Below are 21,816 nucleotides of genomic sequence, written 5' to 3'. Positions count from 1 at the left end.
TGTACCCATGGAGGAACTGAAGAAGCATCTGATGACCTACTTGGACAATGCCCGCGAAGCGGTGCTGTGGAAGGCCGAGGGGCTCAGCGACTCCAACGTCAGCCGGCCCATGGTCGGCTCCGGCACCAACATCCTGGGCGTGATCCAGCACCTGGCCACCGTCGAATACGGTTACTTCGTTGAGTGCCTCGGCCATACCGTTACCGATGAACGCCACCTCACGCTCATGGCCGATGAGGAAGCCAGCGCCGATATGTGGGTCCCTGCCGAGATTCCCCGCACGGAGATCATCGACTTCTACCGCCGTGCCATCGAGACAGCCAACAAAAACATCGCCGCGCTGGACACCGACGTCCCGGCCACGGTTCCCTGGTGGAAGCCGGAAACACGGTAGACCACGCTCGGTAGACTGCTGCTGCACATGAACGTGGAAACCTCTCGCCATTCCGGGCACATCGACATCATCCGAGAATTAATCGACGGATCCACCGGCCTGTACCGGGACAACACCAATATCCCGGCCTACGAGCCGGCCGCATGGGCTGCGTTGCAGGAAAAAATCCGCAACGCCTCACATTCGCGGTAAAGTAGGTAGGGCTTCACGAGATGCGTCGGCAAGCTCCGACTAAGACGCACACCAACCCGCAGTTCATGGGTGGTTCGGATGAAGAAGCGGCCGTGGCCACGAGGCGCCGGCAAGAGCTAGCGAAAGGCCGTCCCGTACCGCCATGGCACCTTCCATCCCCGTTCTTCCCCTGCTCGATATCCAGCGCTCGGTCGCCGAATTGCGCCTCGCCGGCACCTGGCACAGCTACCACGTGTCAGATGCCGCTGCCCTGGCAGCGGCCCTGGCCAATGCCGCCGCTGCCCCACACTGGGACCCCGTGGCCCGGGCACTGACGGTGCGGATTCCACGGACCGGGAACCCCTCCGGACAGGTGCTGATTTTTAGTCTCAGCGAATTTTCTCTTGCCTTCCCGGACGCTACACTCGTGGGTTGAAGGGGAGTAGTTCCCAGGCCCGCCAAACAAGGCGGGACAGCGGTGCGTCGACATACTGGTGACAATGTTGTCACCCGGCAATCCACCCAGGTCCACGGTTAAAACCGCGGGTCCGGGCGAACGAGACCTTCGGTCCACATCATGGTGGCCCGAGGCTCGACGCACCATAAACGATCCTGCTGGGCCTCCCCGTCGCATGGCCGTCACGGCCGTGTACTCCCACCGGAGGATGAGAGCATGACGCAACAAGCGCCAACCCCCACCCCTGCCCAGATCAGACGCTGGCGAAAATATCTGGCCGACGAAATCGCCGAAGGCGCTGTCTACCGCGAGCTAGCCAGTAACCGCCACGGCGAAGAACGCGCGGTGCTGCTGGGACTTGCAGCTGCCGAAACGCGCCACGAACAGCACTGGCGCTCACTGCTTGGCGAGCACGCCACCAAAAAAACCCGACCCTCGATGCGGCGCACCATGCTCCGCTTCCTAGCCCGGCACTTCGGCTCCGTCTTCGTCCTGGCCCTAGCCCAGCGCGCCGAGGGCAACTCCCCCTACGCCGGCGACACCGATGCCAGCCGACGAATGGCGGCCGACGAACTGGTCCACGAAGAGGTCGTGCGCGGCCTGGCCACCCGTGGCCGCAACAGGCTTTCGGGCAATTTCCGCGCCGCGGTCTTCGGCGCCAACGACGGACTGGTCTCCAACCTTGCCTTGGTCATGGGCATCGGAGCCACCGGTGTGGCCACCTCCATGGTTCTATTCGCCGGCGTTGCCGGCCTGTTGGCCGGCGCCCTGTCGATGGCAGCTGGCGAATACGTCTCGGTCCGCTCCCAGCGCGAACTGCTCGACGCCTCCAAGCCCACCCAGATTACATTGGCCGCGGCACCGGATTTGGACCTCGATGCCAACGAACTGGTGCTGGTTTATAAGGCTCGTGGCATGAGCGATGCGGATGCTGCCCACCGCGCCGCAGAACGCATGGGCATTTACTCCTGTGACTGCAACCCCTCAATGTCCCTGCAGCCCGAGCTGAAGGAAACTGCCGAAGCCGAGGAACACGAGGAAATTGGCTCTGCCATGGGTGCGGCGTCATCATCCTTCTGCTTCTTTGCCTCCGGCGCAATCATCCCGATCCTGCCGTTCATTTTCGGCATGGGCGGGACTCCCGCCATCCTGCTTTCCGCGTTATTGGTCGGTGTGGCCTTGCTGGCCACCGGCGGCGTGGTGGGTCTGCTGTCCGGCGCCTCGCCGACCAAGCGCGGTCTGCGCCAGTTGGCCATTGGGCTCGGTGCCGCGGCAGTCACCTACGCGTTGGGACTGCTCTTCGGCGGTTCCGTGGCATAGCCGCGCTACAGCGAGGACAACGTTCCCACTACTTTGCGGAGATTGGCCAGAAGCCCGGGTGGACCCCGACAAGGCACGAAAAAATCGAATCTTTTTTCGTACAGATCGAAACTCGTATCCAAACTGTCGGTGCGACGTTCTAGCATTGAGGTATGGCAAAGAAGTCATCTCGCAAGGCCGCTTCGACCGGGAAAACCCCGGCCGTTCCTGCCGGCGAGGTGACCTACGCGGAGCTTCTAGCCCGCGGCACAAACATTGACGCCTTAATCGTTGAACATGTTACGGCTCAGGGCCCCGCAGGGCTCCTGGGCTTGGCCGCCGCGGTGAACACCTTCGGCGTCCTAGCCGACACCCACGAAGCAATGGCCGTAGTCCGCGCCTGCGAAGCACTGAAATCTGTCGTCACCGCTATGCAGGCCCAACACGCGATCAGCTACCAAGATTCCCTGATCAGCTACCGCAGGGACCTGGGGGTGCGGGAGAAGAACCCCGGATGGGGTTCGAACGCTGATATTGCTTTGGCCATGCATGTCTCCCGGCACCGTGGAGCGCAAACAGCCAACGAATACCGGATCCTGGTCGAGGATCTTCCCCGGACCATTCAAGGCATGCGCAACGGAGAGGTGACGTGGGAGCAGGTGAAGGTGATCATCTCCGGCATTCGCCACCTCAGTGTGGATAGCCGGAGGATGATCGATCAACTGCTTTGGGAAGAGACCCACAATTGCTTCACCGCCGGAACTGCGAAACTTCGTGAGATGGTCACCTACTGGGCGCTGATCTTGGAACCAGCCGTTGAAGAAGACCTCGAGGCGAAAGCCGAGAAGGACCGGCACCTGGATATCTACCAGATCGATAAGTATTCGGTGCGGATCTCCGGCACCGCCCCACTGGAGCAAGGCATCGCGCTCAGGCAGGTGCTCGCCCGCAAGGTCGAAGAAGCCCGGGAGAATCCCGATGATAAACGCAACGCCTCACAGATCGGTATCGATTCGGTGTATGAGGAGATGACTGGGCTGAAGGCCGGTGGAAGTGTCCCGGTGCAGTTGCTGGTGGTCATGGATCATGCGACGCTTGGCGGCGGGTCCGATAATCCGGTGCTGCTACCGGGTGCCGGATACGTTAGTGCGGCGAAGGGTCGCAGTCTTTTGGCAGGGGATCCCAAGGATCCGGTTCAGGCGTGGTGGAGGCGGCTCTTCGTGGCGCCGACTACCGGGGAATTGGTGGCTATGGATTCTAAATCCCGCCGTTTTGGTGGGAATCTGAAGCGTTTTATTTCTTTCCGCGACCAATATTGCCGTACCCCGTATTGCAACGGGGCGATCCGGGATATGGATCATGTGGTGCAGGTGCGAAAGAACGGAAAAACCACCGCAATGAATGCAGCAGCCAGATGCGGCCCGTGCAATCAGAACAAGGAAGCACCCGGATGGGCAGAAATGCCGGTACCGGGGGATCGACATAGCTTCAAAATCATCACCCCGAGCGGACATTCACATATTGCGAAGGCACCACCCCTGCTGGGGATCAACACTCCCGCGAAGGTGACCCCTCCACTGTCCCGGAGGCCGGGACCTCAACGAGAATAAACCCCAGACCCCCTGAGATTACGCGAGCACTTTTGTTGAGGCACGCGTCGTCATCAGGCACGCAATACGTGAGTTCAGCCGGCGAGCGCGATGCGTGCCAGGTCTGCGGCACCCACCATTCCTGCATCGGGACCCAACTCTGCTCGGGCGACTTGGGCAAACGGACGATAGCCCCGCCCACTCAAGTTCTCCTGGTAGGTGGTTTCGGCTGCTGCAATCAGCGACGGGACAGCGGCTCCCAAGCCACCACCGATGACGAAGATTCCTGGGTCAAGCACAGCCGCGAGATTCGCCAGGCCACGTCCCAACCACTGGCCAACTTCAATGATCAATTCTTGGCAGGCGAGGTCTCCGGCTGCGGCCAGCGACGTGACTAATTCACCGGTCACCAGGTGCGGATCGTTGTTGGCAGCGTCTCGCAACGCATGCGCCATCGGCGAATGCACGGCCATCAAGCTTCGGGCCTCACGGGCCAGCGCATTGCCAGAAGCATATTGTTCCCAACAACCGCGATTGCCGCAGGCACAACGTTGTCCACCCGGGACAACGATTTGGTGCCCGAACTCCGAGCCCACGCCGAAACGACCCCGCTGCAGCTTCCCGTCAATCACGATGGAACCGCCAATACCGGTTCCCAAGGTCAAACAGACCACGTGACTCTGTTTTCTTGCTGCACCGAAACGATATTCGGCCCACCCTGCAGCATCCGCGTCGTTGTTCAGCAGGACTCGACGACCTGTGGCGGCCTCGAGTTCTGCGCGCAACGGTTCGTTGCGCCATGCCAGATGTGGGGAGAAAAGAACGGTACTTCCGGTTGGGTCCATCCAGCCAGCGGCGCCCACACCAACCGCGGCAACTGTGATGCCGGCGCCCAGTTCGCTGATCATCGACGTGACGGTGGCAAGAACCGCGGCCGCGTCATGCCCCACGGTGGCCTGCTGAAGACGTCGGGAGATATTGCCGTCTCCGTCAACCAGCCCAGCAGCAATCTTGGTTCCACCAATGTCTATGCCGATGGCAAGTTTTTCCGCGGGCATGGAGCCTCTTAGCTTTAGGGGTGCAACCGCGGGGCCTGCTCCGCCGCGAGATGGCTCACGGGCAGAAATGGTCTCCGGCGGTCGTCGAATTTTACAAATTTATCTTCAATATCTTACTCGCTGCCTGCCCCCGCACACCGAAATCAGGCCAGCCCGCGAACACCGGAGAGCGAACCATCGTTGAGGTCCACCAATATTCGCACTGCTTCAGCAGGGTCGTCCACCAGGAAGATCTTCTCTTCCATGGCTCGACCGCGTGCCAATTCGGCCAGCAACGGATAGGCAGGAAGGGTCTTGGTCCAATACTCGATCCCCACCAGTACCATCGGGCTGATGCTCTCTGCCGCCCCGTAATAGTTTTCGCAGGCATCCTGGAAAACTTCCTGCACCGTCCCTGCGGCCCCGGGAAGGAACACGATCCCGCCGGAACTTTTCTCCAACAGCACCGCCTCGCGGGTGGCATTGGCAAAGTACTTGGCGATATGTGTCGCCAGCATGTTCGGCGGCTCATGCCCATAGAACCAGGTGGGGATCCCCAGCGTGGGAAGGCCCGCAGGCCAGCGTTCGAGCACTGCCGCTGCGGCACGCGCCCAGCGGGTCACCGAGAGCGTGAAGCCGGGCTCGCGGGCCAAGATGTCCAATGCTGCATCCAATGTGTCCGGGCCCGCGGACCCGAGGTAGGCGCCCAGATTCGCGGCTTCCATGGACCCTGGCCCGCCGCCGGTGGCCACGATGAATCCTGCCTCGGACAGCGATTGGCCGAGCCGTGCCGCTTGCTCGTAGCCTGCCGAACCGCGCAGTTGGGCGTGGCCACCCATGACGCCGACCAACGGGGCATGGGACAGCGCCCCGTCCCGGATCTGCGAATCCAGCCTCGCCCCAATGGCGTGGTCATGCAGCGTGGTGGACAGCGCCGCATTCAAGGCGTCGTGGGCACCTGCACCCAAACGGTGCGAGGCCCACGCATAGATCCGCGCATCGGGCACCGACTCATAGGATCCCGCATCCAGACCCGCATAAAGTTCCTGCCCCGAATACAGCTCTCCACGGTAGGGATCGAAGGGCAGCCCGGGAATTTCAGGGAAAACCAGCGCTCCACCGCCGCGCAGCCGCCGCTCGATCTTGCCCTCGATCTCACAGCCCATGAATACCGAGCCTGCCGAACGAAGCTTCTCAAGCACGGGGCCGCGAGCGCGCAGGTCGACGGACTGCACGTGCCAGCCGTGCATCGAAGCAGCCAGTCGCTTATCGGTGAGCGCGAGCGCTGTCGCCGCGTGCCTGTCAAAGTCCGCCAGCGAGGCGATCTCGATGACCCGCGGGAGCGGATGTAGTGCAGGAGTGCTGTTCATGACATCAAAGACTAGTCACTTCCGGGCCTGTGATGCGCTTTACTTCCGGTGCGGCCCGCTTTGGGTTCGTGCTGGGGTGCTGAACGTGAAACGATAGGAGGATGACCAATCCTGTTTTTCCCATGGTCGACGCGCGTGAGATCCTTGGCGTCGTCGGCGGAGGCTCCTTCACCCGCGGCAAGGCTCTCATCGCCGCAGGCGCGCTGGACGGGTTCGCGTGGGATCCGGATTCCCAGGTGCTCTCCGCAACGGTGACCGAAGAGGGGGAAGACCCTCTCGAGGTGACCGTCACGCTGGGCTTCAAAAAGGGTGAGCGCGCCATCGAGGAGATCGATTGCCCCTGCGCGGATGTACCCCAGTGCCGTCATGCCGGCGCGGTGCTGATCCACTCCAACTCCATGCATTTGCGGGCCAAGGACGTGGTCTACCGCAATACCACCGCCACGGTCCCGGCCTGGCAGCAATCCCTGCAAACCTTGCTGAACCCGACCCCTGCAACACCCCGGTCCCTGGGCGGAAGCAATTCGAAGCACCCGGTGCTGCAGATGGGCCTGCAGTTCGAGCTGCAGGACACCACCCTTTCGGCGCACCAGCAATGGGCCCCTGGTTCCGGGGTCGGCCAGCTCAAGGCAGCCTCGCGACGCTGGCGCCTGGCCGTGCGCCCCATGGTCCGTGCCGGTTCCGACCGCTGGGCCCGCGCCAACCTGCGCTGGCACAACCTCAGCTTCAAAACCTACGGGTTGAACCTGGACATCGAACAGCACAGCTGGTTCTGCCACTTCGCCCCGCTGTACCGCGCCAAGGCCGCCATGCAATTTGGTGTCGACAACGACTGGCTCTACCTCGATGAGTTCCATTCCCCGCTGCTGTGGGAAATGCTCACCCAGGCCAAGGCAATGGGCATCGCACTGATCGGCATGCGCACCAACACCCGCATCTTGCTCTCCTCCCCCGCCAAGGTAGCCCTGGGCGCGCAGGTCTCCGAGGGCGGGATCGAGCTGGCCCCCGCCCTGGAGATGGGCGGACACCGCTTCATCCTTGATGCTTCCTCGTCGTCCGGATCCATCGGCAACCACGGTGTCTATGCCGCAACGGCCGACCAGCACGAGATCCTGCTGGGCCAGGTCCCTGGCGGGTTGAACCATGCTGAACTGTTGATGCTGCACCAGCCCGAGGCCTTGAACGTCCCGGAAGCGGAAACCGGCGAGTTCTTCTCCCGCGTCTACCCGCGGCTGGCCCGCAAGCTGCGGGTCACCAGCCCTGATGCTTCGGTGGAACTTCCCGCGGTGCTGCCACCGAAGCTGATCGCCAAGATCCGCTACGGCGACGGGGAAAAGGTCGACGTGGACTGGACCTTCGACTACCAGGGCATGGTGGTGGAGGCCGCGGACCGCGACATCGCGGCCGAATCCGCCCTGGAAAACCAGGTCTTGGAGATCCTCAACATCTATGAGGCCTTCGAGACCACGGTGCTGGGCCCCAGGGTCTTGCACGGGCTCGAAGTCATCGACTTCGTGCGCCGGGTGCTGCCGGCCATTGCCGACATCGAGGGTGTGGTGCTCTCCGAGACCGGCACCCGTCCGGTGTTCCACGAACTGACCGAGGCTCCCGAGCTGGTGATCACCACCGTGGAATCGGACCGCCGTGACTGGTTCGACCTGGGTCTGCTGATTTCCATCGGCGGCCGGCAGATCCCCTACGCCGACATCCTGCGCGCCCTGGCACAGGGCCAGACCAAGCTCCTGATGCCCGACCGCAGCTACTTCTCGCTGGAAGATCCGCTCTTCGACAAGCTCCGTGCCCTGGTCACCGAGGCCGGCGGGCTGCGGGACATGAAGGACAAGGAAGCGGACATCTCGCTGACGCAATACCAGTACGCGATGTGGGAGGAACTGGAAGAACTCGCCACTCACATCGAGGGACCGGACTCCTGGGTAGGCGCCCTGAACTCACTGGTGAATTTGAAGACCACCACTGTCACGGATCTGCCTCCGACCTTGGAAGCCACGCTGCGCCCCTACCAGGTGGAGGGCTTCGGCTGGCTGGCCACGCTGTGGCGCAACGGACTGGGCGGGGTGCTGGCCGATGACATGGGCCTGGGCAAGACCGTGCAGACCCTGGCGCTGATGCTCCATGCCCACCAGGTGTGGGCGAACCCGCAGGACTTCGGCGGAACCACCCAGCACATTGGGACCCGCGCACCCTTCCTGGTGGTGGCTCCGACCTCGGTGGTTTCGAACTGGAAGGACGAGGCCGCGCGCTTCGCCCCCTCGCTGCGGGTCGTAGCGGTCACCGACACCGAAATGCGTGCCACGGCCTCGCTGGCGCAGCTGGCCAAGGACTACGATATCGTGGTGACCTCCTACACGTTGCTGCGTCTGGATGACGATGCGTATGCCGACATCAACTGGGCCGGACTGATCCTCGATGAGGCCCAGTTCGTGAAGAACAAGGCCACCAAGGCACACAGGTGGCCCGGGATATGCCTGCCCGCTTCAAGCTGGCCATCACCGGTACGCCGATGGAAAACAACCTCATGGAGCTGTGGTCGATCTTCGCCATCGTCTCCCCCGGGTTGTTCCCCTCCTCGATGCGCTTTGCCGAGAACTACCAGCGGCCCATCGAACGCCAGGGGCTGCCCGAACCGCTCGAGCGCCTGCGCCGGAGGGTCCGCCCGTTCATGCTCCGGCGGACCAAGGACGCGGTGGTCACCGATCTGCCGCCGAAGCAGGAACAGGTCCTGCACGTGGAGCTGGGCGAGGCACACCGCAAGGTCTACGACACGCACCTGCACCGCGAACGCCAGAAGGTGTTGCGCCTGGTCGATGACATGGACAAGAACCGGTTCACGATCTTCCAGTCGCTGACCCTGCTGCGCATGCTGGCCCTGGACGCCTCCCTGGTCGACCCGGAGTACAGCGATGTGCCCAGCGCCAAGCTCGACGTGCTCTTTGAGCAGCTCGAGGATGTGTTGGCCGAGGGTCACCGCGCGCTGATCTTCTCCCAGTTCACCTCCTTCCTGAAGAAGGCGGCGGACCGGTTGGATGCCGCGGGGGTGCCCTACGCGTACTTGGATGGTTCCACACGCAAGCGCGCCGAGGTCATCGACTCCTTCAAGTCGGGCCAGGCACCGGTGTTCCTGATTTCGCTGAAGGCCGGCGGGTTTGGGTTGAATCTCACCGAGGCCGACTACTGCTTCCTGTTGGATCCCTGGTGGAACCCGGCAGCGGAGTCGCAGGCCGTGGACCGGGCGCACCGCATCGGGCAGACCCGCAATGTGATGGTGTACCGGATGGTCGCCAAGGACACCATCGAGGAGAAGGTGGTGGCGCTGCAGGATTCCAAGCGCCAGCTGATCTCCTCGGTCATGGACGAGGGTGCCGGCTTCGGCAAGGTACTCAACGCGGACGACATCCGCGAGCTGCTGCGCTAATACGGCGCAGCAGCCCCGCGGGGCCGGCCGAACCCAGGCGCGCTGCACGGCCTTGAGGGAACGGCGCACTCAGGGCCCGTCAGGAGGCTTGGACCTGCCCCAGGCCCCAGCCTGTATCACAGACCAAGCCGGGGCCGCTGGCGCGACGGCTAATGGCTTTATGCGGGGCCTTCACGAAGTCGCCGATCCGGTTGATCCTGCGCCAATGCCACGGACCAGCGTCGCACCTGCACGACTCACTCACCCGCACGATGGCTCCGGTGTCGTGCAGCCCGCATCTGCACCGTCTTTGGCCGGCCCGTTGCCGCGCCAGGCCTACTCTCCGTAAAGTTCCTGCTGCATGTGCTCACCGATGAGCAGTCGAGGCAGATGACCCCGTGTTGCTCGGGTGCGGTCCTCGGTGGCTAAACGTCGGCGATTCGACGTAGGCTTGAAACAGCTTCACGAATACTGGCTGCCGCATAGGCAAGGCTCCGACCTCAACCAGTTACCAACCCCATAGTTGCACGGTGGGTGGTTCGGATGACGAAGCGGCCCTGTCGTGCATCCCGTGCGGAGGGCAAGGACAACAAAACCCTTAGGACAAGTGCACGATCATGTACAGCCCCACGCTGAGCGCCCAACCAACCGAAAACCTTGTGCCCCGCTTCGCCGGCGACTGGATTAGCGCCTGGATCAACCGCGATGCCGATACCGGCCTGCTTCATGTGGGCTCCGGTCCACATGAATGGGTCCTCGAAGCACTCGCCCCTCAGAAGCTCACCGAGGCCCTGACGGGCCGTGGACCGGTTGAGGTCCAATTCAATCCGGAGCTGTTCGTCGTGCTGGTGCCCGGCGCACATGCGCTGGTCGGCAACTCGTTCTTCAAGCTGCGCACCTGACCACAAGAGCTCCGGTACCGCCCTGACTTAAACGACCGGTGGCGGTCACCTCGCTGCGTAAGCAACAAGGTGACCGCCACCGAAAAGGTGCGCTCTAAGGGTTTAGAGTGCGGCGTAAACTTCGCGCAGCAGCGTTGCGGTTTCCGATGGGGTCTTGCCGACCTTCACGCCGGCAGCCTCAAGTGCTTCCTTCTTGGCCTGTGCGGTACCCGAGGAGCCGGAGACAATGGCGCCAGCGTGGCCCATGGTCTTGCCTTCGGGAGCGGTGAAGCCTGCCACGTAGCCAACAACGGGCTTGGTGACGTGAGCCTTGATGTACTCGGCTGCACGCTCTTCGGCGTCGCCACCGATTTCACCGATCATGACGATGGCCTTGGTTTCCGGATCCGCTTCGAATGCCTCGAGGGCGTCGATGTGGGTGGTGCCGATCACCGGGTCGCCGCCGATGCCGATGGCCGTGGAGAAGCCAAGGTCGCGCAGTTCGTACATCATCTGGTAGGTCAGGGTGCCGGACTTGGAGACCAAGCCGATCGGGCCCTTCTGGGTGATGTTGGCAGGTGTAATACCAACCAGTGCTTCACCCGGAGTGATGATACCTGGGCAGTTCGGGCCGATCACGCGGGTGATCTGCTTGCCATTGGCATCAACCTTGGACTGGGCAAGTGCCCAGAACTCGGCCGAATCCTGAACCGGCATGCCTTCGGTGATGACTACAACGAGGCCAATTTCGGCTTCGATGGCTTCAACGACTGCATCCTTGGTGAACTTCGGCGGTACGAAGACAATCGAGACGTCCGCACCGGTTTCGGCCTTGGCTTCTGCCACGGTGCCGTAAACCTTGATTTCGTTTTCACCGTGGGTCACGGTGGTGCCGGCCTTGCGGGCGTTAACGCCGCCAACAATGTTGGTGCCAGCCTTGAGCATCAGGGCGGTGTGCTTGGTGCCTTCGCCGCCGGTGATGCCCTGAACGATGACCTTTGAGTCCTTGTTAAGGTAAATGCTCATTTTCGCGTATCCCTCTACTTCGCTGAGTTGGCGAGCTCGGCAGCCTTGTTGGCGCCTTCGTCCATGGTTGCTGCCAGGGTGACCAGCGGGTGGTTGGCTGCTGCCAAGATGCGGCGGCCTTCCTCCACGTTGTTGCCGTCCAAGCGAACGATCAGCGGCTTGTTTGCAGCGTCGCCCAAGGTGTTCAGTGCGCCAACGATGCCGTTTGCCACTGCGTCACACGCGGTGATGCCACCGAAGACGTTAACGAACACGGACTTGACCTGCGGGTCGTTCAAGATGACGTCAAGGCCAGCGGCCATGACCTCGGCGGAAGCTCCGCCACCGATGTCCAGGAAGTTTGCAGGCTTCACGTTGCCGTGGTTTTCGCCAGCGTAGGCGACAACGTCCAAGGTGGACATAACCAGGCCTGCACCGTTGCCGATGACGCCAACTTCGCCGTCAAGCTTGACGTAGTTCAGGCCAGCAGCAGCTGCCTTGGCTTCGAGCGGATCCGTATTGGCCTTGTCGTCGAGCTCTTCGTGGCCCGGGTGGCGGATCTCGGATGCGCTGTCGTCAAGGGTGACCTTGCCGTCAAGAGCAACGATGTCGCCGCCGCCGGTGAGAACCAGCGGGTTGACCTCAACCAGGGTTGCGTCTTCCTTTGTGAAGACGTCCCACAGCTTCAGGATCGCAGCTGCGACCTTTTCGGTCAGTTCCGGAGCGAAACCTGCCGCGGCGACGATCTCGTCGGCCTTGGCCTGGTCGATGCCCACGGCCGGGTCAACGGCAATGCGGGCCAGGGCCTCGGGACGCTCAACAGCGAGTTCCTCGATTTCCATGCCGCCTTCAACCGAGCACATGGCCAGGTAGTTGCGGTTTGCGCGGTCCAACAGCACGGAGAAGTAGAACTCCTCGGCGATGTCTGCACCCTGGGCGATCATAACCTTGTTCACGGTATGGCCCTTGATGTCCATGCCGAGAATGTCGGTTGCGTACTGGAATGCCTCGTCGGCGGTCTTTGCGACCTTTACGCCACCGGCCTTGCCTCGGCCTCCGACCTTGACCTGGGCTTTAACAACCACGACGCCACCGATTTTCTCGGCTGCGGCCTTGGCTTCTTCAGGTGTGTAGGCAACGATACCGGCCAGCACGGGTACACCGTGCGACTCGAACATATCGCGCGCCTGGTATTCATACAGGTCCACGGGCTTGTGTCCTTCTTGTCGAAGTCTATGCTGACTCGAAGGCATGGCATCGCTTACACGGTTCCATGCTTCGAGGGGGTGGGGCCGACCTGAGTACAGGCCAGACTCCTTGCTCAGCCTAACGCCTTAGCGCCCAATGACACAGTTCTACGCTCGGTAGAGCAAAGGGGTCCGTGACGTCCACCACAAGGCGGTTGAGGTGAGGAAATCCACGGGTGCGCCAATAGCTCGCGAAGGGGCTAGTCAACCTTGGATAATGGGGCATATCGGAGCAGCAATCGCTTCTCCGCCTCGGCGAATTTCACCTTGGCTACGGTCTTGTCGCCGGCCCCTTCCAGTGCCAGGACCACACCTTCGCCGAAGCTGCCATGGGCCACCTTGTCTCCCACCGTCAAGGCAATGATTTCCTTGTTTGGTTGCACCCGGCTCTTGGCCCGTGCAGTGGGCGCGGTGCGCAGCGTATGGACCTCCGGTGCACCGGAAAGTCTGCCGCCGCCCGTGGATGCCGATGCCGATCCGGCACCCCAGTAGGAACCCGACTCGTAGCGGCTGGTGGCGAAGTTGTTGCGGCCACCGAAGGATTCAAAGGAGACGCGCTTGGTCCCTTCACGCTTCCAATCCAGCAGGTGCTCGGGGATCTCCTCGAGAAACTGGCTGGCGGGGTTGTATTGCGCTTGGCCCCAGAGGCTGCGGTATTCGGCACGGGTCAGATACAAGCGCTTGCGGGCGCGGGTGAGCCCGACGTAGGCCAGTCGACGTTCCTCGGCCAGTTCCTTTTCGTCGGTGAGGGAGCGCTGGTGCGGGAAGATGCCGTGCTCCATGCCGGTCAGGAAGACCACCGGGAACTCCAGACCCTTGGCGGTGTGCAGGGTCATCAAGGTGACCTGTCCTTCGCGGTCTGCCATGTCCACACCTTCCGCGTCCGAGGGTGCCTCGGGGATGGAATCGGCATCGGCGACCAGTGCCACGCGTTCGAGGAAGTCGGTCAGTGTGCCTTCGGGATTCTCCTTCATGAAGTCCCGCACCACCGCCACCAGCTCGGCGAGGTTTTCCACGCGTGATTCATCCTGCGGGTCGTTGGAGGATCGCAACATCTCCAGGTATCCGGTCTGCTCCAGCACCGCTTCGAGAGCTTCGGCGGGTCCCGAACCGTCGGCGACCACGGCTAGGTCATCGATGATCTTCACGAAGGCGCCGATCATGTTTTGGCCTCGGGTGCCGAGCCCCGGGGCGCGGTCCGCGCTGTGCAGGGCCTCCATGAAGGAGGTCCGTTCGCGTTCGGCCAGCGCAGCCACCGCATACTCGGCCCGGTCCCCGATTCCACGCTTGGGCTCGTTGAGGATCCGGCGCACGTTGACATCGTCTTCCGGGTTCACCAATACCCGCAGGTACGCCAGTGCGTCCTTAACTTCCTTGCGGTCATAAAAGCGGGTGCCGCCAACAACCTTGTATTTCAAGTCCACGCGGATCAGCTGCTCCTCGAGGGAACGAGACTGCGCGTTGGTGCGGTAGAAGATCGCGACGTCACCGGGGCGCACGCCATCCTCGTCGTTGAGGCGAAGGATCTCTTCGGCGATCCAGCGGGCCTCGTCCGACTCGGACTCCCCCACGTAGCCAATGATCTTTTCGCCGTCGCCTTCAGCCGTCCACAGTCGTTTTTCCGGTCGGTCGGGGTTGCGCTTGATGACCTCGTTGGCTGCCGAAAGGATGGTTTGGGTGGAACGGTAGTTCTGTTCGAGCTTGATGGTCGCAGCGTCGGGGTAGTCCTTGGCGAACTCGACGATGTTGCGGATGTCCGCACCGCGGAAGGCATAGATCGATTGGTCGGAGTCGCCCACCACGGTCAGTTCTCCGCCCGGGGTCGGTCCGTCGGGTCCTGTCAGTTCGCGCACCAGCGCGTACTGGGCGTGGTTGGTGTCCTGGTATTCGTCGACCATCACATGGCGGAACCTGCGCCGATAGTTATCTGCCACCGCGGGGAAGGCCCGGAAGATGTTCACCACGTGGCCGATCAGGTCATCGAAGTCCAGGGCGTTGGCCGAGCGGAGCCGTTCGGTGTAGCCCCGGTAGACCTGGGAGACCGCCGAGGCGAACGGGTCGTTGGAAGCAACAGTTGCCGCATACTGTTCGTCATCGATGAGCTCGTTCTTCAACGCGGAGATCTTGTGCATGATGGACTTCGGCGTGAATTTCTTCGGGTCCAGGTCCAATCCCTTGGTCACCAAGGTGATCAACCGCAGCGAGTCAGCGGAGTCGTAGATGGAGAAGCTGGATTTCAGTCCGACCGAAGCGGCCTCGCGGCGCAGGATCCGCACGCATGAGGAGTGGAAGGTCGAGACCCACATCTTCTTGGCTACCTCATCGCCCACCAATGCCGAAATGCGTTCACGCATTTCCGCTGCGGCCTTGTTGGTGAAGGTGATCGCCAGGATCTCGTGCGGGCGCGCCCGTCCAGTGGCCAGCAGGTAAGCCATGCGATGCGAGAGCACACGCGTCTTGCCCGAGCCTGCGCCTGCAACGATGAGCAGCGGTGAGCCGGCGTGCTTGACGGCCTGCTCTTGCTGTGGGTTTAACCCGGCAAGCAGCCCTTGAGCATCTGGGAGGGTCGGGGGCTGTGCGGGTGCGACGAAGTCATCGAAGAGAAAATCCATGATGGGCCCTAGTCTACGGCGGTGGACCAACGCGTTGGTCTGGCCCGACGCATTTGACGGCATAATTGGGGGCATGGCCAAGTCACACAAGAAAAAGAAGCAGTACAACCGTCCGGCCCCGGTAGCGCCGGTTTCCAACCCCTCGACACAGCGCACCCCGGAGAAGGCCGCCAACAACGGCAACCTGATCTTGGTTGCCGGGTTTGTCGTGGTACTTTTCCTCTTTTGGTATTACCACCTGTTGGTGCTGAACCAAATGACAGACCTCTCAAACGAGTTGACCATGCCGGATCAAATGATGGGCGGCTACTCCCCCGAACACATTGAAGCCTTACGTCTGGCCATGAATGAAGACGCCGTGGGCCAGTTGAACTATGTGCACAAGACCGCAGGTCTGCTCTTCCCGCTCTTCTTGGCTTTGATCACCATGCTGGCAGTAAACATCAATATGCCGCGCGGACTGAGCCGCTGGGTCATGTGGGCCGTCCCGATCGCCTTCGCCGTGGTTGACCTATGGGAAAACCGTGCCATTGATGCCCTGTTCACCGGTGCGTTGGACCCGGCCGCGGTATCGCTGGCCTCCACGTTGACTTCCGCCCGGTGGATCCTACTCATCGCTACGGCAGCGATCCTCTTCGGGGTGCTCATCGCTTCGTTCGTGCGGACGTTCCGTGAGAAGTGGGACTTGTCGCAACAGGGTCTGCTCTAAGGAGCCAACCGGCGCGCCGCTCCACGACCCGGCACGGTGCGCCACGTTGCCCACGCTTCGACAAAATACCGTTAGGATTGATCCGGATCGTTTTTTGACGAAGCTGGCCCCTGTAGCTCAGTTGGATAGAGCGACTCTCTCCTAAAGAGTAGGCCGTCGGTTCAATTCCGGCCAGGGGCACCACATCGTGCGCGACTTGCATTCTTGCAGGTCGCGCACTGCTTTAACGTCTTATCCTGACTTCTTGCGTGCATCCGTGCTGGCCAACTTGCGCTATCTGGGCCCTAAAGGGAACCCTTTGTCCGGCGCCCCACACGTGTCATTGGCGGCGTTGATGTTCACGGTGGACCGGAATGCCACGTTACGGGTGCGGGGCCTGACACTCGACCACCAAAGTGCCGTTAACAAAAAGGTGCCGTCGACCGGTGAGACCGTGGGATAACTCCCATTACATCCCACGGCACCGGTCGACGGCGATAAGAGGAGGGTCCCCAGCAACCTACCTGCCGTTCCCCCACGCACTGACTTGCGGCACATCAAGATAGGCACACAAACAGTGGTGGGCAGCTCGGCTGCCACCACCTCTTAATCGTAATCTAAATCCATTAGAGAAAGATTGTCAACTGACTCACCAGTAGCAAGTCAATGGGACGTTAAATGGTCACATTTGTCGTCCCATTGACGCAATAAACGACCGTCTACCGCAACAGCAGGGCTGCTGCCTTGGGCGACAAACTCGCGTCCATGATGGCACATGCCCCGCCGATGGCGCCGACCTCATGACCTAAGGTCGAGGAACGCACCTCGATTGAATGGACATTCTTGGAGCTGAATCGCTCGTTGATAATGTCGCGGACATCCTCCAGGCACCATTCGCCAACCTCGGACCACAGCGGTCCGGTCATGATCACCAAACCTACGTCCAAGGTGTTGCACAACTGTCCGGCAACCTGGCCAACATGTCCCATGCAATCACGGATCAACTGGAGCGCGGCTTCATCTCCCGACTTGGCCAGGCTGACGATCTCGTTCATGCCGGCAGCACGCTGTTCGGCGGTTCCGTCGTCGGGGGCATCGAGGTTCATCCCACCCGCGCGGGCCTTCTGCGCGATCATGCTGAAGGCTAGAGAAGCATGCAAACAATCGTTGCGGCCGCAGATCTCGCATTCCTGGGCAATGACACCCGTCGAGAAATGCCCGATTTCTCCTGCATTACTGCTGATGCCGCGGTGGATTTCCCCGTCGAGAACCATGCCTGCGCCGATTCCGGCGCCCACATACATCGTGATGAAGTTGTCTCGCTCCGCGTCGTTGCCCTTCCACTGCTCGGCAATGGAAGCAGCGATGGTGTCCTTTTCAATGACAACATCGAGCTTGAGCATCCGCTGCAGTGGGTCAACCATGTCGACGTCTTTCCAGCCGTCCAGCAAAGGCGGGTCGATCATGACCCCGCGTTCGGGATCCAAGGGTCCGGGAACAACCACTCCGACTCCGAGCACATTGCTACGCGGCACTCCCGACTCGGAGATGATTGCCTCGACCGTCTGCGCCATGGCCTCGATGGTCTTTTCCGGAACCTCAACGGCGGGGATGTCCAGGCGACGCGAGTGCATGGTTTCACCCCGCAGGTTCAGCATGGCCACGGTGATCATCCCGGGATCGAGGTGGATGCCCACGGCCACCATGCGGTTGGCCTCGAGTTCCAGAACGGTGCGCGGCTTGCCCGGGCCCGAAACGATGGTGCGATCTTCGCGGACGAGCCCCTCGTCCAACAGTCTGCGCACAACGTTTGAAATGGTTTGTGGGGACAGGCCGGTTGAGCCTGCGAGCTCGACGCGGCTGACGCCGTCGACTGCCCGGCGGATCGATTCAAAAATGACCGCCTGATTAAAGTCCCCGAGTCGACCTAAGTTGGTGCCCCGCTGCATCAATTCTCCATATGTAGTTCCGCATTTGCTACCCCGTTGGACATACCAACACCCGCTAGCCCCCAATGACTAGGTTCGATTGTCGGTCCAGGAACTTCGTCCGGATTGTCTCCGGCATCCACTGTTAAATGGAAGAATAGGCCCCAAAGCCGTCCACAAAGCACGCTATCACTCGCACCTGTGCTTTGACCGTAGTTAAGCTTAAGTTGTGCCAAAGATTCTTATCATCGCCGCCCTGCAGTTACTCGACCCCCGTGGACGCATTCTTTTGGTCCGAAAAAAGGGAACAACCATGTTTATGCAGCCGGGAGGAAAACTCGAGCCAGGCGAGAGCCCGCAAGCCGCGGTATTACGCGAAGTCCAAGAGGAAGTGGGCCTAGAATTCGGCGCCGACAAGGTCGTTTCCCTGGGGCTGTGGAAAGGTCCGGCGGCCAATGAAGCCGATACTTTCATCCACGCTCACCTCTTCTCGGCGCAGACATCCGACACGCCGAGTGCCCGCGCCGAGATCGAGGAATTGTTGTGGATCGATCCGGCCGCCGCTCTGACCCGCAGCGACATCGCACCCTTGCTCAGGGACAAGGTGCTGCCCGGATTATTGGGCCGGTAGTCTGCTTCGGCTCTTACTGGGCGAACTGAGTGTCGTGCAGTTCGGCGTAGCGCCCGCGCACGGCCAGCAACTCGGAGTGGGTACCGCGTTCGGCGATGCGCCCATCCTCGATCACCAGGATCAGGTCCGCCGAACGGATGGTGGAAAGCCGGTGGGCAATCACCAGCGCCGTGCGGTTGGCCAGGGCCTCGGCCAGTGCGGCCTGGACGGCAGCCTCGTTGGCAGAATCCAGTGCCGCCGTGGCCTCGTCAAGGATGACAACCTGTGGGGCGGCAAGCAGCAGCCGGGCGATGGTCATGCGCTGTCGTTCCCCACCCGAGAGCCGGTAACCGCGCTCCCCCACCATGGTGTCCAACCCGTCGGGCAATGAGGCGATGGTTGGCCGCAGCCGGGCACGCTCCAGGGCCTGCCAGATTTCCTCGTCGCTGGCCTCGGGCTTGGCCAGTCGCAGGTTCGAGCCGATGGTCTCGTGGAAGAGGTGGCCGTCCTGGGTGACCATGGAAACGGTGGAGGGCAGCGAGTCGAGCCGCAGCTGGCGGATATCAACACCGGCCAGCTCAACGCTGCCAGAATCCACGTCGTAGAGCCGTGCCAGCAGCGAGGCGATGGTCGATTTTCCTGCACCCGAGGAACCGACCAAGGCCACGGTGGAGCCTGCGGGAATTTCGAAGTCGATGCCGTGCAACACGGTTTCCCCGCCACGGGTGTCGAGCACCGAGACATCCTCTAGCGAGGCAAGCGAAACCTTTTCCGCGCTCGGGTAGGCAAAGGAAACGTTGGAGAACTTCACCGGCACCGGGCCGGGATCCAAGACCCGGGCATCGGGTGCGTCGGTGATCAGTGGCTTGAGGTCAAGGATCTCAAAGACACGGTCGAAGCTGACCAGTGCGCTGGTGATTTCCACCCGGGCGTTGGCCAGGGCTGTCAGCGGGGCGTAGAGCCGGGTCAGCAGCATGCCCAGCACCACCACGTCGCCGGCGGCTAACTCCCCGCGGATCGCATAAACACCACCCATGCCGTAGACCAGCGCTAGGGCCAAGGCTGCGACCAGGGTGAGCATCGCAACGAAGAAGAACTGGCGCATGGCCATCTTCACTCCGATGTCGCGCACCCGTCCGGCACGCAGCGCAAATTGTGAGGATTCCTCGGCAGGACGGCCAAAAAGCTTGATCAGGGTGGCTCCCGGAGCGGAGAAGCGCTCGGTCATCTGGGAGCCCATCGAGGCGTTCAGATCGGCCGATTCCTTGCGCATCAGTGCAATGGACTTGCCGAAGTGCCGCGCCGGGAGCAGGAAGACCGGCAGCAGCACCAACGCCACCGCGGTGACTTGCCAGGACGTGGAGAACATCACCCCAGCAGTCAGCACCAAGGCGACACTGTTGGACACCAGCCCCGACAGCGTCCCGGCGAAAGCCGACTGGGCGCCGATTACGTCGTTGTTTAGCCTGCTGACCAGCGCGCCGGTCCTGGTCCGGGTGAAGAAGGCCACGGGCATCTTCTGCACGTGGTCAAAGACCGCCGTGCGCAGATCGAAGATGATCCCCTCGCCCAGCTTCGAGGAAAACCAGCGCACCACCAGCGAGACCCCTGCATCAAGGATCGCCACGATCGCGATGAGCACCGCGATCCGCAGCACCACCTCGATCCCGGATTCCGCCACGATGGCGTCCACGACCCGGCCGGCCAGCACCGGGGTGATCACCGCCAACACTGCGGAGAACACCGAGAAGAGGATGAAAACCAACAGCCGGTTCTTGTAACTCGCGGCAAAAGACAACACCCGTCGCGGGGTGGTGGCGGCATAGGCCTTGCCTTTGTCTCCGGACATCCGCCACAGCGAATGCCAGGCCGCGTTTTCCATGCTCATGTGGTGCTCTTTTCATGCTGCCGGGGCCAGCTCTCACGCAGCAGGGAACCCTGAAGCATGCCACTGGCCGATCATTAGTCGGCAGGCATACCGCCGACTGTGGTTGCAACCGATTCGGTCTCGGTTTTCTTCCCCTGTTCGCCACCGGCACCCGGACGCACCCGCGGCCGACGCGGGCCGACTGCGGCCAGGAACATGGCGGCAAGCACGATCACGATCCCCACCACCGTCTGCACGTAGATGGCCGTGCCTTCGGCGGGGAACAACATATCAAGCGCCAGCGCCCCGATCAGCTGTCCGGCGATCATGCCCAACCCGGTGACCAGGATCCCGATGTGCCGGGTCAGAATGGCGGAGAGGATCAGGTTTCCCGTCCCCAGCGCCCCTGCAGCATACAGCCACGGTTCGCGGGGCAGCACCGGGAGATGCCCGTCAAGGGCCAGCTTCACCAGCCATACCGCCAACAAGACGATCGCCCCGAGGATGTAGTTCACCAGGGTGCCGGGCAGCGGGGATCCCGCGCGCGCGGCCAACGTCCCGTTGAAGCCATGCTGGATGCTCATGATGACGCCCGAGGCAAAAACCGCCAGGATGGGTACCACCAGCGCAACAGGGTCCTCGAGTCCGGACAGGCGCGGGGAGACCGCCACCAGCACCCCGGCGATTGCCAGCACTACCCCGAGTCCCCGGGCCGTGGTGATTTTCCGCCGGCCACCGGGGCCCAGACCGAGCCGGTCCACCATCAGTCCGGACACCGTCTGGCCCGCGACCACGACCACGGTGTAGATGGCCAATCCTACGATCGGTGCGGTGGCTGCCATCACCACCACGAACACTGCACCCATGATCCCGGCCAGGTAGTTCCACCAGCCGATGGATCCGGAACGAGTTTCGGTGCCCAGACGGCTCAGGCCCCGACGTCCGCCGCGGGTGCCGACGGTGGCTGCGAGAATGACCGTCAGGGCCACCACCATGCTCACCAGCGCGGCCGCGACAGCGTCCTGGAGCCGGATCCCCATTTCCCCGTTGATGCGGGCTTGCAGCGGCATTGCGTGGCCCGCCAGCACGGCCAGCAGGACGCCGACAACCACGACCGTTCGTGGAGAAAACCTAGTAATCATGTGTGTTGCCTTCGGCGGTGGGGCTGGACGGTTCAAGCAACCGCCCAGCCTATCCGGCTTCGGCCCCGCACCATCTTCCGATTCTCAATGAATGGGAATCGCTAGGT

At 62.2% G+C, this 21,816-nt stretch carries 15 protein-coding genes, 1 tRNA gene, 2 pseudogenes and 1 riboswitch; of the genes and pseudogenes, 10 read left to right on the top strand and 8 right to left on the bottom strand.

Annotation, left to right across the window (positions count from 1 at the left end):
* Positions 1 to 7 precede the first annotated feature (7 nt).
* From ADIAG_RS20355 to ADIAG_RS20350, 4 genes and pseudogenes are all read left to right on the top strand, one after another.
* Positions 8 to 586: pseudogene (locus ADIAG_RS20355) on the top strand (DinB family protein).
* Between the two features lie 11 nt (positions 587 to 597).
* Positions 598 to 708, top strand: a riboswitch (SAM riboswitch).
* 20 nt (positions 709 to 728) lie between these two features.
* The gene (locus ADIAG_RS13440) at positions 729 to 1,001 is read left to right on the top strand and encodes a hypothetical protein (protein ID WP_007271930.1); all 273 of its coding nucleotides are present in this window, start codon (positions 729 to 731) and stop codon (positions 999 to 1,001) included.
* A gap of 237 nt (positions 1,002 to 1,238) precedes the next feature.
* Positions 1,239 to 2,342, top strand: a complete 1,104-nt coding sequence (locus tag ADIAG_RS13435) for a VIT1/CCC1 transporter family protein (protein ID WP_007271929.1) — start codon at positions 1,239 to 1,241, stop codon at positions 2,340 to 2,342.
* A gap of 152 nt (positions 2,343 to 2,494) precedes the next feature.
* The gene (locus ADIAG_RS20350; protein WP_007271928.1) at positions 2,495 to 3,931 is read left to right on the top strand and encodes an HNH endonuclease; all 1,437 of its coding nucleotides are present in this window, start codon (positions 2,495 to 2,497) and stop codon (positions 3,929 to 3,931) included.
* A gap of 74 nt (positions 3,932 to 4,005) precedes the next feature.
* Here ADIAG_RS20350 and ADIAG_RS13425 read toward each other — a convergent pair whose 3' ends face one another.
* Positions 4,006 to 4,968, bottom strand: coding sequence for an ROK family protein (locus ADIAG_RS13425; RefSeq protein ID WP_007271927.1), 963 nt, complete (start codon positions 4,966 to 4,968; stop codon positions 4,006 to 4,008).
* Positions 4,969 to 5,111: 143 nt separating this feature from the next.
* Positions 5,112 to 6,317 carry an LOG family protein gene (locus tag ADIAG_RS13420; protein ID WP_007271926.1) on the bottom strand — a complete coding sequence of 402 codons (1,206 nt, stop codon included), beginning with the start codon at positions 6,315 to 6,317 and terminating at the stop codon, positions 5,112 to 5,114.
* 101 nt (positions 6,318 to 6,418) lie between these two features.
* Between ADIAG_RS13420 and ADIAG_RS22525 the strand changes: the two are divergent.
* The 3 genes and pseudogenes from ADIAG_RS22525 to ADIAG_RS13410 form a co-directional block, all read left to right on the top strand.
* A pseudogene (locus ADIAG_RS22525) lies at positions 6,419 to 9,135 on the top strand (SNF2-related protein); the annotation flags it as partial.
* Between the two features lie 12 nt (positions 9,136 to 9,147).
* Complete coding sequence (locus ADIAG_RS22170; RefSeq protein ID WP_321162827.1) at positions 9,148 to 9,750, top strand: DEAD/DEAH box helicase; 603 nt, start codon at positions 9,148 to 9,150, stop codon at positions 9,748 to 9,750.
* Between the two features lie 596 nt (positions 9,751 to 10,346).
* Positions 10,347 to 10,631 carry a hypothetical protein gene (locus ADIAG_RS13410; protein WP_007271923.1) on the top strand — a complete coding sequence of 95 codons (285 nt, stop codon included), beginning with the start codon at positions 10,347 to 10,349 and terminating at the stop codon, positions 10,629 to 10,631.
* Between the two features lie 102 nt (positions 10,632 to 10,733).
* Here the strand turns inward: ADIAG_RS13410 and sucD are convergent, their stop codons facing one another.
* The 3 genes from sucD to pcrA form a co-directional block, all read right to left on the bottom strand.
* On the bottom strand, positions 10,734 to 11,636 hold the full coding sequence (gene sucD, locus ADIAG_RS13405) for a succinate--CoA ligase subunit alpha (RefSeq protein ID WP_007271922.1): 903 nt from the start codon (positions 11,634 to 11,636) through the stop codon (positions 10,734 to 10,736).
* Positions 11,637 to 11,650: 14 nt separating this feature from the next.
* Entirely contained in the window at positions 11,651 to 12,823 is a 1,173-nt protein-coding gene (sucC, locus tag ADIAG_RS13400; RefSeq protein ID WP_007271921.1) for an ADP-forming succinate--CoA ligase subunit beta, read from the bottom strand.
* 239 nt (positions 12,824 to 13,062) lie between these two features.
* On the bottom strand, positions 13,063 to 15,474 hold the full coding sequence (pcrA, locus tag ADIAG_RS13395) for a DNA helicase PcrA (RefSeq protein WP_007271920.1): 2,412 nt from the start codon (positions 15,472 to 15,474) through the stop codon (positions 13,063 to 13,065).
* 73 nt (positions 15,475 to 15,547) lie between these two features.
* Here pcrA and ADIAG_RS13390 point away from each other — a divergent pair, with 73 nt between their 5' ends.
* Positions 15,548 to 16,183, top strand: coding sequence for a hypothetical protein (locus ADIAG_RS13390; protein ID WP_200859399.1), 636 nt, complete (start codon positions 15,548 to 15,550; stop codon positions 16,181 to 16,183).
* 106 nt (positions 16,184 to 16,289) lie between these two features.
* Positions 16,290 to 16,366: transfer RNA gene (locus tag ADIAG_RS13385), tRNA-Arg, on the top strand.
* A 515-nt stretch (positions 16,367 to 16,881) separates the two neighbouring features.
* On the opposite strand, the gene ADIAG_RS13375 is transcribed toward ADIAG_RS13385, so the two are convergent.
* The gene (locus tag ADIAG_RS13375; protein ID WP_007271918.1) at positions 16,882 to 18,111 is read right to left on the bottom strand and encodes an ROK family transcriptional regulator; all 1,230 of its coding nucleotides are present in this window, start codon (positions 18,109 to 18,111) and stop codon (positions 16,882 to 16,884) included.
* Positions 18,112 to 18,319: 208 nt separating this feature from the next.
* Between ADIAG_RS13375 and ADIAG_RS13370 the strand changes: the two genes are divergently transcribed.
* A complete protein-coding gene (locus ADIAG_RS13370; RefSeq protein ID WP_043475016.1) occupies positions 18,320 to 18,721 on the top strand; it encodes an NUDIX hydrolase in 402 nt (133 codons plus the stop codon).
* A 13-nt stretch (positions 18,722 to 18,734) separates the two neighbouring features.
* On the opposite strand, the gene ADIAG_RS13365 is transcribed toward ADIAG_RS13370, so the two are convergent.
* Together ADIAG_RS13365 and ADIAG_RS13360 are read right to left on the bottom strand one after the other, a co-directional pair.
* Positions 18,735 to 20,588, bottom strand: coding sequence for an ABC transporter ATP-binding protein (locus ADIAG_RS13365; protein WP_007271916.1), 1,854 nt, complete (start codon positions 20,586 to 20,588; stop codon positions 18,735 to 18,737).
* Between the two features lie 74 nt (positions 20,589 to 20,662).
* Positions 20,663 to 21,709: a DMT family transporter gene (locus ADIAG_RS13360; protein WP_007271915.1), complete on the bottom strand. Its 1,047-nt coding sequence runs from the start codon at positions 21,707 to 21,709 to the stop codon at positions 20,663 to 20,665.
* Positions 21,710 to 21,816: the final 107 nt, after the last annotated feature.

Source organism: Paeniglutamicibacter gangotriensis Lz1y (assembly GCF_000348945.1).
Lineage (GTDB): Bacteria > Actinomycetota > Actinomycetes > Actinomycetales > Micrococcaceae > Paeniglutamicibacter > Paeniglutamicibacter gangotriensis.
This window is presented reverse-complemented; position numbering and strand designations above follow the sequence as displayed.

Coding starts and splice junctions, on each gene's coding strand:
- ADIAG_RS13420 (WP_007271926.1), bottom strand. CDS start 6,317: ATGAACAGCACTCCTGCACTACATCCGCTCCCGCGGGTCATCGAGATC.
- ADIAG_RS13425 (WP_007271927.1), bottom strand. CDS start 4,968: ATGCCCGCGGAAAAACTTGCCATCGGCATAGACATTGGTGGAACCAAG.
- ADIAG_RS13440 (WP_007271930.1), top strand. CDS start 729: ATGGCACCTTCCATCCCCGTTCTTCCCCTGCTCGATATCCAGCGCTCG.
- ADIAG_RS13365 (WP_007271916.1), bottom strand. CDS start 20,588: ATGAGCATGGAAAACGCGGCCTGGCATTCGCTGTGGCGGATGTCCGGA.
- ADIAG_RS13435 (WP_007271929.1), top strand. CDS start 1,239: ATGACGCAACAAGCGCCAACCCCCACCCCTGCCCAGATCAGACGCTGG.
- ADIAG_RS20350 (WP_007271928.1), top strand. CDS start 2,495: ATGGCAAAGAAGTCATCTCGCAAGGCCGCTTCGACCGGGAAAACCCCG.
- ADIAG_RS13360 (WP_007271915.1), bottom strand. CDS start 21,709: ATGATTACTAGGTTTTCTCCACGAACGGTCGTGGTTGTCGGCGTCCTG.
- ADIAG_RS22170 (WP_321162827.1), top strand. CDS start 9,148: ATGGACAAGAACCGGTTCACGATCTTCCAGTCGCTGACCCTGCTGCGC.
- pcrA (WP_007271920.1), bottom strand. CDS start 15,474: ATGGATTTTCTCTTCGATGACTTCGTCGCACCCGCACAGCCCCCGACC.
- ADIAG_RS13410 (WP_007271923.1), top strand. CDS start 10,347: ATGTACAGCCCCACGCTGAGCGCCCAACCAACCGAAAACCTTGTGCCC.
- sucD (WP_007271922.1), bottom strand. CDS start 11,636: ATGAGCATTTACCTTAACAAGGACTCAAAGGTCATCGTTCAGGGCATC.
- ADIAG_RS13390 (WP_200859399.1), top strand. CDS start 15,548: ATGGCCAAGTCACACAAGAAAAAGAAGCAGTACAACCGTCCGGCCCCG.
- ADIAG_RS13375 (WP_007271918.1), bottom strand. CDS start 18,111: ATGCAGCGGGGCACCAACTTAGGTCGACTCGGGGACTTTAATCAGGCG.